The 14,654-nt window shown below is 71.6% G+C and carries 16 protein-coding genes; 4 read left to right on the forward strand and 12 right to left on the reverse strand.

The window, feature by feature from the left end; all coding sequences use genetic code 11:
- Window positions 1–15: 15 nt before the first annotated feature.
- Complete coding sequence (locus tag QUE44_RS06455; RefSeq protein ID WP_286216543.1) at window positions 16–489, reverse strand: hypothetical protein; 474 nt, start codon at window positions 487–489, stop codon at window positions 16–18.
- Window positions 490–625: 136 nt separating this feature from the next.
- Between QUE44_RS06455 and QUE44_RS06460 the strand changes: the two genes are divergently transcribed.
- Complete coding sequence (locus QUE44_RS06460; protein ID WP_286216544.1) at window positions 626–1,603, forward strand: zinc-binding dehydrogenase; 978 nt, start codon at window positions 626–628, stop codon at window positions 1,601–1,603.
- A gap of 36 nt (window positions 1,604–1,639) precedes the next feature.
- On the opposite strand, the gene QUE44_RS06465 is transcribed toward QUE44_RS06460, so the two are convergent.
- Window positions 1,640–2,851 carry a mechanosensitive ion channel family protein gene (locus QUE44_RS06465; RefSeq protein ID WP_286216546.1) on the reverse strand — a complete coding sequence of 404 codons (1,212 nt, stop codon included), beginning with the start codon at window positions 2,849–2,851 and terminating at the stop codon, window positions 1,640–1,642.
- 109 nt (window positions 2,852–2,960) lie between these two features.
- Between QUE44_RS06465 and QUE44_RS06470 the strand changes: the two genes are divergently transcribed.
- The 3 genes from QUE44_RS06470 to QUE44_RS06480 all read left to right on the forward strand — a co-directional run bounded on the left by QUE44_RS06470 (window position 2,961) and on the right by QUE44_RS06480 (window position 3,999).
- Complete coding sequence (locus tag QUE44_RS06470; protein ID WP_286216549.1) at window positions 2,961–3,227, forward strand: DUF7218 family protein; 267 nt, start codon at window positions 2,961–2,963, stop codon at window positions 3,225–3,227.
- A 116-nt stretch (window positions 3,228–3,343) separates the two neighbouring features.
- The gene (locus tag QUE44_RS06475; protein WP_286216550.1) at window positions 3,344–3,577 is read left to right on the forward strand and encodes a FitA-like ribbon-helix-helix domain-containing protein; all 234 of its coding nucleotides are present in this window, start codon (window positions 3,344–3,346) and stop codon (window positions 3,575–3,577) included.
- Window positions 3,574–3,999, forward strand: a complete 426-nt coding sequence (locus QUE44_RS06480; RefSeq protein ID WP_286216551.1) for a type II toxin-antitoxin system VapC family toxin — start codon at window positions 3,574–3,576, stop codon at window positions 3,997–3,999. Before QUE44_RS06475 ends, QUE44_RS06480 begins: the two co-directional genes overlap by 4 nt.
- Before the next feature lie 33 nt (window positions 4,000–4,032).
- Here the strand turns inward: QUE44_RS06480 and QUE44_RS06485 are convergent, their stop codons facing one another.
- From QUE44_RS06485 to QUE44_RS06530, 10 genes are all read right to left on the reverse strand, one after another.
- Window positions 4,033–4,290 carry a hypothetical protein gene (locus QUE44_RS06485; protein ID WP_286216552.1) on the reverse strand — a complete coding sequence of 86 codons (258 nt, stop codon included), beginning with the start codon at window positions 4,288–4,290 and terminating at the stop codon, window positions 4,033–4,035.
- Window positions 4,245–6,038, reverse strand: a complete 1,794-nt coding sequence (locus QUE44_RS06490; protein ID WP_286216553.1) for an ATP-dependent helicase — start codon at window positions 6,036–6,038, stop codon at window positions 4,245–4,247. The genes QUE44_RS06485 and QUE44_RS06490 overlap by 46 nt, the downstream gene beginning before the upstream one ends.
- A 129-nt stretch (window positions 6,039–6,167) precedes the next feature.
- Entirely contained in the window at window positions 6,168–6,560 is a 393-nt protein-coding gene (locus tag QUE44_RS06495; RefSeq protein WP_286216554.1) for a hypothetical protein, read from the reverse strand.
- A 243-nt stretch (window positions 6,561–6,803) separates the two neighbouring features.
- A complete protein-coding gene (locus QUE44_RS06500; RefSeq protein ID WP_286216555.1) occupies window positions 6,804–7,397 on the reverse strand; it encodes a thymidine kinase in 594 nt (197 codons plus the stop codon).
- A 9-nt stretch (window positions 7,398–7,406) separates the two neighbouring features.
- Entirely contained in the window at window positions 7,407–8,456 is a 1,050-nt protein-coding gene (locus QUE44_RS06505) for a peptidase C39 family protein (RefSeq protein WP_286216556.1), read from the reverse strand.
- A 39-nt stretch (window positions 8,457–8,495) separates the two neighbouring features.
- The gene (locus tag QUE44_RS06510) at window positions 8,496–10,061 is read right to left on the reverse strand and encodes a dipeptide ABC transporter ATP-binding protein (protein ID WP_286216557.1); all 1,566 of its coding nucleotides are present in this window, start codon (window positions 10,059–10,061) and stop codon (window positions 8,496–8,498) included.
- Window positions 10,058–10,957 carry an ABC transporter permease gene (locus QUE44_RS06515; protein ID WP_286216558.1) on the reverse strand — a complete coding sequence of 300 codons (900 nt, stop codon included), beginning with the start codon at window positions 10,955–10,957 and terminating at the stop codon, window positions 10,058–10,060. The genes QUE44_RS06510 and QUE44_RS06515 overlap by 4 nt, the downstream gene beginning before the upstream one ends.
- On the reverse strand, window positions 10,954–11,949 hold the full coding sequence (locus QUE44_RS06520) for an ABC transporter permease (RefSeq protein ID WP_286216559.1): 996 nt from the start codon (window positions 11,947–11,949) through the stop codon (window positions 10,954–10,956). Before QUE44_RS06520 ends, QUE44_RS06515 begins: the two co-directional genes overlap by 4 nt.
- Before the next feature lie 5 nt (window positions 11,950–11,954).
- On the reverse strand, window positions 11,955–13,763 hold the full coding sequence (locus QUE44_RS06525) for an ABC transporter substrate-binding protein (RefSeq protein WP_286216561.1): 1,809 nt from the start codon (window positions 13,761–13,763) through the stop codon (window positions 11,955–11,957).
- A complete protein-coding gene (locus QUE44_RS06530; RefSeq protein WP_286216562.1) occupies window positions 13,694–14,638 on the reverse strand; it encodes a LysR family transcriptional regulator in 945 nt (314 codons plus the stop codon). The genes QUE44_RS06525 and QUE44_RS06530 overlap by 70 nt, the downstream gene beginning before the upstream one ends.
- Between the last annotated feature and the right edge of the window lie 16 nt (window positions 14,639–14,654).

Below are 14,654 nucleotides of genomic sequence, written 5' to 3' on the forward strand. Positions count from 1 at the left end.
GTGACTCGGCACCCGTCAGTCGTCGCACCCGCACGAGCCCGCGGCGGTGCGTGACTGCCAGCACGTCTCGCACACGCCGTAGTCGCGCTCGACTGGTCGTGCGGGAGGGACGATGCGGCGCGTGGGGCCCGCGGCCGCCGGCGCCGTGGGGGTAGGAGACGTGGGGGAAGAACTCGCCGGCGCCTCCGCCCGGGGAAAGACCACTCCCCAGTTCTCGACCCCCGCGCGGTTGACCTTCGACCACACCGCATCGGCCAGCCCGGTCGCGGACACCGCCTCGACCTGCGAGGCGAACCTCTCGATCCCGCGGCGCGTGACGTGCAGCGGCGGTAGCCCGTCGACGCGGATGAGCTTGACGTAGCTGGCCTTGACCTCGGCGCTGGAGATCCCAGCGCGCAGCGCGACTTGCCGCACCAACGGCCGGTGCGCGACCTCCAGCGCAAAGGTCTCGAGGGCGGCGTCCACGGTCATGAGGCTGGCGTCGATCACGCCGACAAGGATGCCACGACACCCAGTGGCGGAATGCCCCGGGGCGCATCGCCGTTGACGGAAATCGGCACCCGACGAACGTCGGCGCACCACACCCCGGCCCACAAGGCCACCCTTCAGACGAAAGCAGGCACCCATGCGCGCGCTGATCCACCACACGTTCGGCGACCCGGCCCAGGTCCTCGCCCCCGAGGACGTCGCGACCCCCGAGCCCGGCCCCGGCGAGGCGCGCGTGCGCCTGCTGCTGTCCCCCATCCACAACCACGACGTGTGGACCGTCCGCGGCACGTACGGCGTCACGCCCGAGCTGCCCGCGCGCGCCGGAACCGAGGCCGTCGGAATCGTCGACGCGCTCGGCGAGGGCGTGACGCACCTCGAGATCGGCCAGCGGGTCGCGACCGGCGGCACCTTCGGCGTGTGGGCCGAGCAGTTCATCGCCAACGCCGCCGCGCTCCTGCCCGTCCCGGACGGCATCTCGGACGAGGCCGCCGCACAGCTGGTCGCCATGCCCTTCTCCGCGCTCAGCCTGCTCGACTCGCTGGGGCTCGAGAGCGGTGACTGGATGATTCAGAACGCCGCCAACGGAGCGGTCGGCCGCCTGGTGGCGCAGCTCGCCCCCGCGCGCGGAATCAACGTGATCTGCCTGGTCCGCCGCGCCGAGGGCGTCGCCGAGCTCGCCGCGCACGGCATCGAGCGGATTGTCGCGACGGACTCCGAGGGCTGGCAGGACCGCGTCGCGGAGCTGACGGGCGGGGCACCCGTGCGGGTGGGCATCGACTCGGTGGGCGGTCAGGCCAGCGGCGACGTCCTGTCGCAGCTCGCGGAGGACGGAACGCTGGTCGTCTTCGGCGCGATGGCCTCGCCGACCATGGAGATCGCGTCGGGCGACGTGATCTTCAAGCAAGCCACGGTGCGCGGCTTCTGGGGCAGCAAGGTCAGCGCGGCGATGCCCGCGCAGGACCGTGGCCGCCTGATCGGCGAGCTCCTCGCGCGCCTCGCCGACGGCACCATCACCCTCCCCGTCGAGGCCACCTACCCCCTGAGCGAGATCGCCGATGCCGTCCGCGCCAACGCCGCACCCGGCCGGGCGGGCAAGATCCTCCTGGCGCCCTGACGGGAGGACGATGCCCCGGTCACCCGCGCGCGTCCGTCACCGGGCGGCCGGGGCATCGTCCCCTTCGTCCTCGGCCCGCGCGTCGCGCGCCTCCCGCGACTCGCCGTGGGCAAACTGGCTCGCGCGTTCCTCCGCTTCCGCACTACCGGAGAAGAGGCCGCCCTCCCCCGCCTGCTCGGACGGCCGCGCCACGCCACCGCGCTCCGGCGCGGACGCCGCGGCGTGATCGGAGACCAGCACACGCTGCGCGGGGGCGGCCTCGGGCATCACGCTCTGAATCCACAGCACCATCGCCTCGCGCACGAAGCAGCGCAGGTCGTACAGCGTGGGTGCGTCCTTGGCCGTCACCAGGATCCGCACGCGCACGAAGCCCGCGGTCGCCTCGGTCACCTGCAGCACGGAGGTCCGTCCGTCGTAGAGCGGGGTGTCGGCCAGCACGGCCTCGAGGTGTTCACGCATGCGCTGCGGCGAGACCCGCCAGTCGAGATCGAACTCGACCGAACCCAGCAGCTCGCTGCCGTGGCGCGTCCAGTTCTGATACGGCGTGGTGGTGAAGTACGTGCACGGCAACACCAGGCGGCGGTCGTCCCAGAGGTCGAGCACGACGTAGCTCAGCGTGATCTCGCCGACCCTGCCCCACTCGCCGTCCGCGACAATGACGTCGTCCACGCGCAGCGCGTCGCTGAACACCAGCTGAATCCCGGCGAACATGTTGCCCAGCACGGACTGCGCCGCGAGGCCCGCCACGATTGACGCGATGCCAGCCGACGCCAGCAGGCTCGCGCCGACCGCCCGCACCGCGTCGAACGTGAACAGCGCCGCGCCGATCCCGATCACCACGATCAGCGCGATCGCGACGCGTCGGAGGATGAGGGTCTGGGTGCGCAGCCGCCGCGCGAGCCGGTTGTCCGGCACGTCAATCCGATGCCGGCCCAGCGCCAGGTCGGTCACGAACTGCACGAAGGCGACGAGCAGCCACGCGAAGGCGGCGATCGCCGCGATCGTGAACAGCCGCGAGAACACGGTCAACCAGTCGCTGCCCATCAGCGCCGCGCGTAGCCCGAGCCAGAAACCGAGCACCAGCGCCAACGCCCAGAACGGCCGCCGCGCGTATCCCATGAGTTGGCGCGCCCACGTCTGCCGTCTCGCGACCAGCCGCATGACGGTTTCGACCGCGAGCGCGGCGAGGACCGCCACCCCCACGCTGATTGCCACGGCCGTGCCGCCCTCGAGCCAGTCGTTGAGCATGGGTCTCCTCCTTGGTTGGCGCAGGTCTTCCACCCTACGAAACGCAAGGTGGAGGCATCTCGAGATCGCGCGTACCGTGGAACGGGTCCCCAATGCAGAGGAGGCACTCATGCCCGATCGCAGCACCCCCAGCCTGAAGGATCCCGAGCTCTACGAGAAGCTGCGCGACGACGGCGCCAGCAAGCAGAAGGCGGCCCGGATCAGCAACGCCGCCGCCAAGGAGGGCCGTTCACGCGTCGGCCGCAAGGGCGGCAAGGCCGGCGACTACGAGGACTGGACCGTGCCCGAGCTCCGCGAGCGCGCCAAGGAGATCGGCCTGACCGGCTACTCCAAGAAGCGCAAGGGCGAGCTCATCTCCGCTCTCCGCAACAGTTGACGGTGCAAGCGCTGACGAAACACTAGCTTCGCCTACCTGATCGGGTGAGCGCTGAGAGCCGTGGGTCGACCGCCGGTGCGGTGATATCGTTATTGATATCAACGGAGGTGACTGCCATGCCGTCCATCATTGTGCGGGGGCTCGACGAGTCCGTGAAGAGGCAACTCGCGGCTCAGGCCAGGGAGCACGGACGTTCCATGGAGGCCGAGGTGCGCGAGATCCTCACCAAGGCCGCCAGGCGGCCCCACATCGGGATCGCGCTCCTCGAGGCCGCTCGCGACGCAGGCGAGGGCGTCGAACTGTGCGTTCCCGAGCGGGGCGATGTCGCGCGCGTGGCGGACTTCGAGTGATTGTTCTCGACACCAACGTCATCTCGGAGATCTTCCGTGCGCGCCCGGATCCCGGCGTCATGGCTTGGCTGCAGGCACTCGAGGGCGATGTCGCCATCACGGCCGTGACCATGGCCGAGATGTGGGCCGGGATCGGGCGACTACCCGCCGGCGCCCGCAAGGACGCACTTGCTGCGCGGGTGGGCGCAGCGATCGAACCATATCGCGGGAGCGGATCCGTGTTGCCGTTCGACGACGCGGCCGCGGTCCACTACGCGGACGTCCTCGTGTCCCGCGACCGGGCGGGAGCGCCGATCAGCATGGCCGACGCGCAAATCGCCGCGATCTGCCGTGCCCACGGCGCCACCTGCGCGACCAGGAGCGTCAAGGACTTCGCCGACACCGGCATCTCACTGGTCGACCCGTGGGCGCCACAGCCGTAGTCGCACCGCGGCGGGCGGGGCCGGGCACAACCGTCAGAGCTCTCCCAGGTCGACGCTGAGGTCCACCTCCGCCGGCACCGCGAGGCCCGGCGGGGGTGCGGGCCGCGGTGCGCGACCCGGCACGTGCACCGTCTCGCGCACGAGCAGCTCGGGCAGCGTTCCCAGGAAGTACGCGTCCTCGACAAAGCCGGCGCTCGCGCCCGTGCCGACCCACGCGCGCACCGGCGTGTGGGCGACGGTGCGGGTCACGGCGAGCCGGTCGCGCGCCCGCGTGAGCGCGACGTAGAGCACGCGCCGCTCTTCCTCGAGTTCGTTGACGTCGCCCAGCGACCGCGCCGAGGATACGCGCCGGCCGAGACCCCCGCGCAGAACGCCCAGTCCCGCTCGAGCCCCTTCGCCGAGTGCACCGTCGACACGATCACGTGGTCGCCGTCCTTGGGCTCGGCGGTCAGCTCCGAGGCGAACACGGGCGAGAGCAGGAACTCCTCGATGAACTCGGTGATGCTCCCCCGAGTCGCCGCGAGGCGCTCCACGTGCGCGAGGTCCCTGGCCCGCGCGTCCCAGTTCTCGTTGCGGTACTTGTGCGCGAGGACCGGCTGGAGCATGGCCGCGGCCCTGCCCACGGCATCGTCCACTTGCCCGGCCGCCTCCTCGATCGCGTCGAGCCCCGCGCGCAGCCAGCCGGGCAGTGCGGCGAGCGCGCCGGCACGGGCGTCGCGCGCGGAGGCGCCGTCCGCCCTCGCGGCGAGCACCGCATCGAATGCCCTAGCAGCCGTGACGTCACCCACGCGCGGCACGAGCGTGAGGAGGCGCATCCACGCGACCTCGTCGTCAGGATTCGCGATCACCCGGAGCGCGGAGAGCACGTCGCGCACGTGCCTGCTCTCGAGCAACTTGGTGCCGCCGAAGAACACGTACGGGATGTCGTTCTCGACCAGCCGCGCCTCGATGGCCCGGCCCGAGTAGTTGGTGCGCACCAGGATGAGGTGCGTGCTCCACGGCAGCCCATCGTCGCGCGCACGGAGCAGCTCGCCCGTGATCCAACCGGCCTCGTCCTGCGGGGTCTCGAAGCTGTGCAGCTCGGGCTTGGCGCCGCTGCCGCGCACCGCGCGCAGGTGCTTGCCGTAGTGCAGCGGCGACTGCTCGAGCAGCCAGTTGCTCAGGTCGAGGATCTCCTGCGTGGACCGATAGTTGTCCTCGAGCCGCAGCACTCGCGCGCCCGGCACGCGCTCCCCGAACGAGTGGATCGACGCGAAGTCCGCCCCGCGAAAGCCGTAGATCGACTGGGCATCGTCACCCACGCAGTAGAAGCGCGTGTGCGTGACCAGCGGGTCGATGATCGCCCACTGCAGCGGGTTGGTGTCCTGCATCTCGTCGATCAGGATCTCGTCGTAGTGGCCGCCCACCCAGGCGGCGACGGCCGGATCCTTGAGACGAGCGGCACACACCGCGAGGACGTCGTCGTAGTCGAGATAGCGGCGCTCGCGCTTGCGGGCCTCGTACGCGCGCACCGCCTCGCCGAGCACCTTCGCGTCGATCTCCGCATCCGGGTGCTTGGCCGCGATCGCGTCCGCGAGCGTGCGCCGCGTGTTCCTCGCGAAGGACAGCACGCCGATGATCTGCGCCGCCTTGAGGCCCTCCACGCGCTTCCCGCGTCCGAGCACGCCACGCATCACCTGCAGTTGGTCGTCCGCGTCGATCACGCTCCAGCCGTCGTAGCCGAACACGTCCGGGCTGGTCCGCACCTCCCTCATGGCCCACGCGTGGAAGGTCATGGCGGGCACGGGGGACGATGCCCTGGCCGGGTCCTGCACCCGGCTGCGGATCTCCGCGGCGGCCCTTCGCGTGAAGGTGAGCGCGAGGATGCGGTCAGGGGCGGCGCCGCCCTTGATGAGGTGGCGGATGCGCGCGACGATCGTGGTGGTCTTGCCGGTGCCCGCACCCGCGAGCACGAGGTTGTGGCTCGCGCCGGTCTCGACGGCGGCGCGCTGGGCTTGGTTGAGGCCGTCGCCGCCCTCGCTCGTGCCCGCTCCTGCCATGCGCGCCAGTCTAGGTGGGGGTGGGGACAGGGCCGCCTCCCCTGGCTGCGGGACCACCGCTCCGGCAGAACCCACCGCGCCCGTGCGAGGATGCCTCCACGCTGTTTCACTCCACGCTCAAATAGGCCTTCACGCGACCACAGAGGGATGCCGATCCCAGATGGGCCGGATCCCCGCCTTCAACTCCGGGTACTGGGGGTCGTGCCAGATCAGCCCGTGCTTCTCCGCCAGCGCCGCGACCACAGCCGTCGCGATCCGCCACTCCGAGAAGACGGACTCGCAGTCCCACACCGGTCCGCTCGCAGCGTCGACCGCCGACCACTTCCACGGACAGCCCGGAACCCGATGATCGGGCGTCTCGGGCCAGATCGACTGCAGCTCCGCGACGAAGGCAGCCATCTTCTCGGTCGGCGGAGTCGGCGGTCCGCCAAGGTACGTGTCGGCGAGTCGCACGAAGTGGCGGTGCGCCTCGAGGTCCGAGTGCGGCATCGGACCCTCCCACACATGCAATCGATGTCCCATGCGGCGACCGTAGGCAGGCCAGCAACGCCCCTTCCACGACTCACGTCAGATCTGTGGACGGCACACCCAGCGCCGTGACCCCGGAGCATCGGCCGCGCTTCGTGCGTGAAATGCGCGAGCGTCGCGGAACCACTCGCCGCGCTTCGTGCGTGAAATGCGCGAGCGTCGCGCAACAACGGTCGGGGTCCGGCGGCGACGGGTCGAGCGCCCGGCGCCCGGAACCCGCCGCGCCCAAGAAGCCAACTAAGAACCGTGCGCGACCGGACCCACCTTGTCGACGTAGCAGCGACCGCACAGCGACTCGTACTCCGCGTGCTGCCCGTCGATCGCGACCTGCTCGCCGTGCGTCACAAACTGTCCGCCCACCCGGCGGCCGTTGAAGATCGCCTTCGACCCGCATCGGCAAATGGTCTTGAGCTCCTCGATCGAGTGCGAGATCTCGAGCAGACGCATCGATCCGGGGAAGGACCGCGTCGTGAAGTCGCCGCGCAGCCCGTAGCAGAGCACCGGGACGCCGTGCAGGACGGCCACCTCGAAGGCCTCGTCCACCTGGGCGGGGGTGAGGAACTGGGCCTCGTCGATGAAGACCGCGTCGATGTCCGCGTACGGCCGCAGCGCGAGCAGCCGCTCGCGCAGCGACTCCTCCGCCCCAAGCACCACGTCCACCGGACGCTCGACGCCCACGCGCGAGGACACCGACTGCCCCGCCTTGGTGTCGACTCCCGGCTTGACGATCACCGGATGCTGGTCGCGCTCCTCATAGTTGTGAGCCGCGGTCAGCAACAGCGCCGTCTTGGACGAATTCATCGCTCCGTAGCGGAAGTACAGCTTGGCCATGCAGGAACACTACTGGCGTCGCAGGAAGACGATGCCGCGGTACCCCTCCGGCCCCCACGCCACCATGCGGTCCAGGTCCTCCGCGGCCACGGGCATCGCGTGCGTGTCGACCCACGTCTCCCCCGCCGCGTCCTCGACCCACGGGTCCTCGACCACGAACATCCCGTCGCGCGCCGCATGCGCCACGATCCAATGCGCGCCGGTCACCCCATGCATCGGAGCCTCGTCGACCAAGAGCAGCGCGACCTCGCCGCCCGTGAGGCGCGACTCGAGCTCCGCCATCGAGACGCGCTCGCGCCCCACCGGCACCCCGAGCGCCTCGGCCCGCGACAGCGACTGCTCCTGGAGCTCCGCCCGGTACTCGCGCTCGAAGCCCTCGTACCCCTCGAGCAGCACGGGGCCGTCGGCATCGAGCGCCACCTCGACGCCCGCATCGGCCCCCACGTCCTCCCGCAAGCGCACCGCGAGACCCACCGGCTCGCACGCCGGGTGGTTGGTCGCCGCGCGCCAGAAGTCGAGCTCGCGGTCGCGATCGGCCGCATCACCGGCGAAGCCCCGCGCGCCGCGTGCCTCGACCGCCATGAGTGCGGCGACCGCGCCACACGTGTAGAGCGTGGTCTGGGCGTAGTACCCGAGCTCGTCGTGCGGAAGGTCGACCAGCCACAGTACGCCGCCACCGAACCGCTCGGTCCCCTTCGCGGCCCACGGAGAGCGCAGCGGCACGAAGCCCCGCTCGACCGCGAGCGCGGGCAGCTCCTCGCCGGGCGAGAGCTCCCACTTCACGGCCGCGTCCTGGTGCAGCCACGACGCGGCCACGACGGTGTCGAGCAGCGCACCCGCCTCCGCGAGCCCTGCCTCGGACCCGTCCCACCACAGATCGACGATCTTCACCGCGGCCGTCGCCGGGCGACCCGAGGTCAGGACCGCCGCCACCGGCGCGCCGTCGACGCGAGCCACCCGGATGGTCGGACGGTACTGGCCGCGATTCACGAGCCAACGCGCCGCCCTGTCGGGGCCGAGCGCCGCCTCCAGGGCATCGTCCCAACCGCTGGGACGCACGGGGCCTCCGGCCGCGCGGGTGCACTGAATCCAGACACGTCATTCCCTCCCGATTTGAGGCGCCGTGTTCTCACGGAGCGCCGCCGCCACCAACAGGCGGGTGTATTCATGCGTGGGCGCCGTGAGGACGTCACGGCACTCTCCGCGTTCGACCACGCGGCCGTTCCACATCACCACCACGGAATCCGCGATCATCCGCACCACCGCGAGGTCGTGCGAGATGAACATCACCGCGATCCCGAGCTCGTCGCGCAGCCCCGCGAGCAGCCGCAGGATGTCCGCCTGCACCGACACGTCGAGCGCGGACACCGACTCATCGCAGATCAGCAGCCGTGGCCGGGGCGCGAGCGCGCGCGCAATCGCCACCCGCTGACGCTGCCCTCCCGACAACTGCGCGGGGCGCTTGCGCACGAACTGCGCCGGCAGCCCCACCGTCTCGAGCAGCCCGTCCACCTCGGACGCGTCCCGTCCGGCGACGCGCAGCGCCTCCGCGAGGATCGCGCCCACGCTCATCATCGGGTTGAGCGACGAGTACGGGTCCTGAAAGACGATCTGCATCTGGTCGGGAGTGCGCGAGGCTCGCCCGGGGGCCAGCGCCACGCCGTCGATCGAGATGGTGCCGCCGTCCTCGTGCTCGAGGCCCGCCACGCAGCGCGCGAGCGTGGACTTGCCCGAGCCGGACTCGCCCACGATCCCCAGGATCTCCCCGCGGGACACATCGAGGCTGACGTCGTCGAGCACCCGATGAGTGCCGAATGACTTCTCGAGGCCCATGACGCGCACCACGAGCTCGCCCTCGACCGGCTGCGCCGGCGACAGGCGCGTGCCGCTTTGCGCCGCGACCACGGGATCCGCCTCGATCAGCGCCCCGGTGTACGGGTGGCTGGGAGCGGCGAGCACCGAGGCGGTCTCGCCGCGCTCCACGACATGGCCCTCGCGCATCACGAGCACCTGATCCGTGCGCCCGCGCACCACGCCCAGGTCGTGGCTGATGAGGATCACGGACAGCCTGCGCTCAACCTGAACCGCGCGCAGCAAGTCCAGGATCTCCGCCTGGTTGGACGCGTCGAGCGCCGTCGTGGGCTCGTCCGCGATGAGCAGCTGCGGATCCGACGCCAGCGCGGCCGCGATCGCGACCCGCTGGCGCATCCCGCCCGACAGCTGATGCGGATACGCGCGCGCCGCACGGGCCGGGAGCTTGACCTCGGCGAGCCGGGCCTCGACGACGGCGTCGCGTTCGCTCCGTGCGAGCCTGGAGCCGGTGGCGGCCTCGACGGTCCACGCGATCTGATCGCCGCACCGATGCACGGGAGACAGGCTCGTGAACGGGTCCTGGAGCAGCAACGATGCCGTGCGGCCGCGGATGGCGCGCCACGCCGACTCGCCGCCCGCGAGCGGCAGTGCCACGCCACCCACCTCCGCGGCGCCGGTGGCCGTGAAGCCGCGCGGGAGCAGCCCGACGAGGCTCTTCGCGGTGAGGGTCTTGCCCGAGCCCGATTCGCCGATCAGCGCGAGCGTCGCGCCCGGCTCGACGGTCGCGGACAGCGGCTCGACCATGACCCCCGCGGGGCCCACCACCGACAGTTCCGAGATGCGCACGGTCATCGCACGTCCTCCCCCACGCGGGACAGCCGCTGGCCGATCCAGTCGCCCACGAGGTTCGCCGCGACCGCGACCACCACGATGAGCAGTGCAGGCATGAACACCGCGGCCGGGTTGACGAACATGATCGCGCGGCCGTCGGTGAGCTGGCGGCCCCAGTCGGCGATGCCGGGCGAGACGCCCACGCCGAGGAACGACAGCGACGAGAACGCGACCAGCGCGAACGCCACGTTGAGCATCGCGTTGGTCACGACCAGGCTCGTGACGTTGGGCAGGATGTGGCGGAACATCACGCGCCAGCGCGACAGCGACAGCATCTGCGCGGCCTCGATGTACGGCCGCGCGGACTGCTCGAGCACGCCCGCCCTCACGATGCGGATGTCGGACGGCGAGAACAGCACGATGAGCAGCACCACGGTCACCCAGTAGCCGCCGCCGAACACGCCGGAGACCACGATCGCGGCGAGCAGCACGGGCAGCGCGAGCAACAGGTCGGTCCAGCGGCTCACCGCGAAGTCGATCCAGCCGCGCTGATACCCCGCGAGCGTGCCGAGCACGACGCCGCACGCCATCGACCCCAGCGCGACAATCACCGGCCCGAGCAGCGCGGAGCGCGCCCCCGCGACGGACATCTGCAGCACGTCGCGGCCCAACTCGTCGGTGCCGAGCGGATGGCCGGGAGAGCCGGGCGGCAGCTGCGACGCGAGGATGTCCTGCGTCATGGCATCGGGAAAGATCAGCGAGCCGAACGCCGCCGCGCCGAACGCGATCCCCAGCACGAGCAGCGCCAGGGCGACCAGGACCGGCCGGCGACGGCGCGGGCGCCGTGCGCTCGGGCCGCGCAGCGCGGGCGGCTGTGGGGAGGTGGTGAGGGACGATGCCCCGAGCGGCTGGGTCATGACGCGGCTCCCATCTGACGGCGCACCCGAGGATCGAGCAGCAGGTAGGCGACGTCGGCCAGCAGGGCGATCACCGCGATCACCGCCGCGACGAAGAGCGTGAGGGACTGCACCACGGGCAGGTCCTTGAACAGGACCGAGTCCTGCAGCAGCGTCCCGAGCCCCGGCAGCGCGAACGTCGTCTCGGCGAGCACGGTCCCTCCCACGAGGAAGGTCAACACCAGGCTCGCTCCCGTGACGATCGGGATCGCGGCGTTGCGCAGCGCGAGGCGGTTGACGACGCGCGGGCTGAGCCCGCGCGCCCGCGCGAACGTCACGTAGTCGGACTCGAGCTCGCGCAGCATCGCGGTGCGCGTGAGCTTGACGATGATCGCGCCCAGCCCGAGCGCGAGCGTCACCGCGGGCAGCACCAGGTGTCGGAGCGTGTCGAGACCGCCGTCGCCCCCGCCGTAGATCGGGAAGATCGGCACGTAGTACGCGAACAAGTAGAGCAGCACGAGTCCCACGGCGAACGTGGGGGCGCTGAGGCCGAGCACCGCGAGGGCGCCGCCGATGCGGTCGAGCCACCCGCCGGCCTTGACCGCGCTGCGCACGCCCAGCGGCACCGCGACGGCGACCGCGATGAGGAACGCGAGCGCGCTGAGGGCCGCGGTGAGCGGCAGGCGGTCGCCGATCGCGTCGATGACGGGCACCTGGAGGCGGATCGACTGGCCCAGGTCGCCGGTCAGGACGCCGCCGAGCCAGTGCAGGTACTGCTCGACCACCGAGTCGTCGAGGCGGTACTGTTCGCGCACCGCGGCGATCGCCTCCGGCGTCGACGGCCGGTTGCCCAGCAGGTTCTTCACGAGGTCGCCCGGCGCGAGGTACATCATCGCGAAGACCACCATCGACAGCACCCACAGGACGCCGAGCACGCCGAGCACGCGCACCGCCACCATGCGGCCCAGGGGCCACCGGCGGGGTGCGCGTGCTCGCGTGGCGAGGAGGCTCACTCCTGCTACTCCCCCGCGCGGTACAGCTGCGTGGGCCACGTCGACACGAAGGTGAACGGGCTGAAGTCCGTCACCCCCAGGTCGTTCGCGAAGCCGGTCGCGGACTGACCCCACCACAGCGGGATGTTGATCGCGTCCTCGGCCTGGAGGGTCTCCGCCTCGACCAGCAGGTCGATGCGCGCGGCGGGGTCCGTCTCCGCGCCCACCTGGCTCAGCAGCTCGAGCACCTCGGCGTTGTCGTACTGCGCCGGGTTGCCCGCACCGATCAGGTACGTGGGGATCTCGGCCGGGTCGCCCAGCGTCGAGAAGTACCACATGTAGTTGAGGCCGTACCCGGCGGACGGGTCGAGGCTCGCGAGCCACTCCTCGATGGGCACCTCGCGCACGTTGAGCGTGATGCCCACCTCGGCAAGGTCCTGCGCGAGGGCCTGAGCCGCCGTGCCGAGCTGCGGTCCGGTGTTGGGCGTGAGGATCTCCGTCGTGAAGCCCTCGGGCACGCTCGACTCCGCGAGCGCGGCCTTGGCCGCCTCGAGGTCGTACTCCCACTGCGGGATGGTCGCGAGCAGGGCCCGCGCGTCCTCGGGGCTGTGCACCGAGGTCAGCGACTCGGGCGTCATGATCGCGGTGGCCGCCTCGCCGTGGCCGTCGAGCAGCGTGCTGACGAACGCGTCACGGTTGACGGCGTGGGCGATCGCCTGGCGCACCGCCGGGTCATCGAAGGGTGCCACGCCGATGTTGAAGTAGAGCCCCACGTAGCTGAGGTCGTTGACGTACGTGACCCGCATGTCGTCGAGAGCCTCCCACTGGGCGGCCTGCGCGAACGGCACGTTGAACGCGATGTCGACGTCGCCCGACTGCGCGGCGAGCAGTCGCGTCGACTCGTCGGAGATGAAGTCCACGCGGATCGACTTCACGGCGGGCAGCTCTCCCCACCACGTGTCGACGCGTTCGAACGCGACGTGCGAGTCGGGCACGAACTCGGTGACCTGGTACGGGCCGGAGCCGAGCAGCAGCGAGGTCGACGTGCCGACGTCGCCGCCGTGCTCCTCCCAGAACGCCTGCGACGTGATGAACGCGGCGCCGGCCGAGGTCATGTTCGCCGCGAACGCGGCGTCGGGCTCGAGCAGGCGGATCGTCACCTGCGCGTCGCCCGACTTCTCGATCGTGTCGACGTTGGTGAGGTAATACGCCAACCCGGGCGACTGCGTCTCGTCACGCGCCATCTCGAGGCTGAACACCACGTCGTCGGCCGTGACCGGGGTGCCGTCCTGGAACACGGCATCGTCCCTGAGGTCGAACACGTAGGTGACGGGGTCGGGCTGCTCCCACGACTCGGCGAGCCCGGGCTGCAGGGCGCCGTCCGCGTCGATCGACAGCAGGCCCTCCTGCGTGACCGCCGCGATGTAGTAGTTGAGGATTCCCGACTCCTGGCCCACGTAGAGGCTCGACAGCGACCCGGGCAGGGCGACGGTGATCGACTCGATCTCCTCGCCGGTGTCCTCACCGATCACCACGTCGGGCGTGGCGGAGGGTTCGGACTCGGAGGTGGGGGTGCAGCCCGCCAGGGCGAGCGCGCCCGCGGCGGTGGCGACGGCGACGCGCGCGAGCGTGCCGGTGGAGGTGAGTGCCATGGTGGGTGTCTCCTCGGGGTGGGTAGGAACGATGCCGACTCCGGCCAGGGACGCGAAGCGCGCCCGGTGGCCGGCACTGCGACGGCGGGCGTCGAGGGTGGCCTCGACGGCGACTAGGGACGGCTGGTGAGCCGCAAGCACGCGCAGGGCGGCCGCGACGGCCGGGATCTCCGCTGACTCCATGAGGGTCGTGGCGACGATGCGCCGGCGCACGGGGGCGTGAGGCCCACCGCGCGCAGGTGGCCGGGCAGCGACAGCCCGGTGAGCGCGCCCTCGACCACGAAGGCGGTGCCGCGGCCGTGGGAGGCGAGGGCGATCGCGGCATCGGTGCGGCTCACCGCGGTGTCGCCCGCGTGAGCGACGCGCGAGACGTGTGCCGCGACGGCATCGCTGCACGTCCCGAGCCCGCCGATCCACGGCTGCTCGACCAGCGACTCCGGCGCGACCCTGCCCGCGTCGGGAGGCAGCGGCGCGTCGGTGAGGGCGACCACCTCCTCCGAGAACAGGAAGGTCGACCGCATTCCGCCCGTCCGCGAGGCGGCCGCGAGCCCGCGGCCAAAGAGGGGCGACGGCGCGACGGCGATGTCCGCGGCGCCCGAGCGCACCAGCTCGACCGCTGCCTCGCCGTCCGCCGCCTCGCGGATGAGGACGTCGACGTGGGGCAGCAGCGCGGCGAGGCGTGCGGCCGCGGGCGCCACGACCGGTCCGATCGCGTCCGGCGGCGCCGCGAGGCGCACCTGGCCGGCGCGGCTGCCCAGCGCCCGGGCGAGCTCGGTGGCCGCGGCAGTGAGGCTCGCGTCGATGCGCGGTGCGTGGCGCGCGAGCAGGGCCCCGACCGGGGTGAGCCGCGCGGATCGCGCGGTGCGCGCCACCACGGCCGCGCCCAGGCGGTCCTCGAGGCGCTGCACGTGCTGCGTAATGGTGGGCTGGCTGTAGCCGAGCGCACGGGCGGCAGCGCTGATCGACCCGTGCCGCTCGATCGCGACCAGGATCCGCAACGAGTGGACGTCGATCGCTCTCGCGAGGACATCGATCTCGGGCTCGGCCCCGTTATCCATAGGCCGAGGCTATACA

The sequence above is a fragment of the Demequina sediminis genome, assembly GCF_030296675.1.
GTDB classification, from domain to species: domain Bacteria; phylum Actinomycetota; class Actinomycetes; order Actinomycetales; family Demequinaceae; genus Demequina; species Demequina sediminis.

What these genes read in the sequence shown, in the direction of transcription:
- QUE44_RS06460 (WP_286216544.1), top strand. Translation starts at nt 626, where the DNA reads ATGCGCGCGCTGATCCACCACACGTTCGGCGACCCGGCCCAGGTCCTC.
- QUE44_RS06465 (WP_286216546.1), bottom strand. Translation starts at nt 2,851, where the DNA reads ATGCTCAACGACTGGCTCGAGGGCGGCACGGCCGTGGCAATCAGCGTG.
- QUE44_RS06470 (WP_286216549.1), top strand. Translation starts at nt 2,961, where the DNA reads ATGCCCGATCGCAGCACCCCCAGCCTGAAGGATCCCGAGCTCTACGAG.
- QUE44_RS06475 (WP_286216550.1), top strand. Translation starts at nt 3,344, where the DNA reads ATGCCGTCCATCATTGTGCGGGGGCTCGACGAGTCCGTGAAGAGGCAA.
- QUE44_RS06490 (WP_286216553.1), bottom strand. Translation starts at nt 6,038, where the DNA reads ATGGCAGGAGCGGGCACGAGCGAGGGCGGCGACGGCCTCAACCAAGCC.
- QUE44_RS06495 (WP_286216554.1), bottom strand. Translation starts at nt 6,560, where the DNA reads ATGGGACATCGATTGCATGTGTGGGAGGGTCCGATGCCGCACTCGGAC.
- QUE44_RS06500 (WP_286216555.1), bottom strand. Translation starts at nt 7,397, where the DNA reads ATGGCCAAGCTGTACTTCCGCTACGGAGCGATGAATTCGTCCAAGACG.
- QUE44_RS06510 (WP_286216557.1), bottom strand. Translation starts at nt 10,061, where the DNA reads ATGACCGTGCGCATCTCGGAACTGTCGGTGGTGGGCCCCGCGGGGGTC.
- QUE44_RS06515 (WP_286216558.1), bottom strand. Translation starts at nt 10,957, where the DNA reads ATGACCCAGCCGCTCGGGGCATCGTCCCTCACCACCTCCCCACAGCCG.
- QUE44_RS06525 (WP_286216561.1), bottom strand. Translation starts at nt 13,763, where the DNA reads ATGGAGTCAGCGGAGATCCCGGCCGTCGCGGCCGCCCTGCGCGTGCTT.
- QUE44_RS06530 (WP_286216562.1), bottom strand. Translation starts at nt 14,638, where the DNA reads ATGGATAACGGGGCCGAGCCCGAGATCGATGTCCTCGCGAGAGCGATC.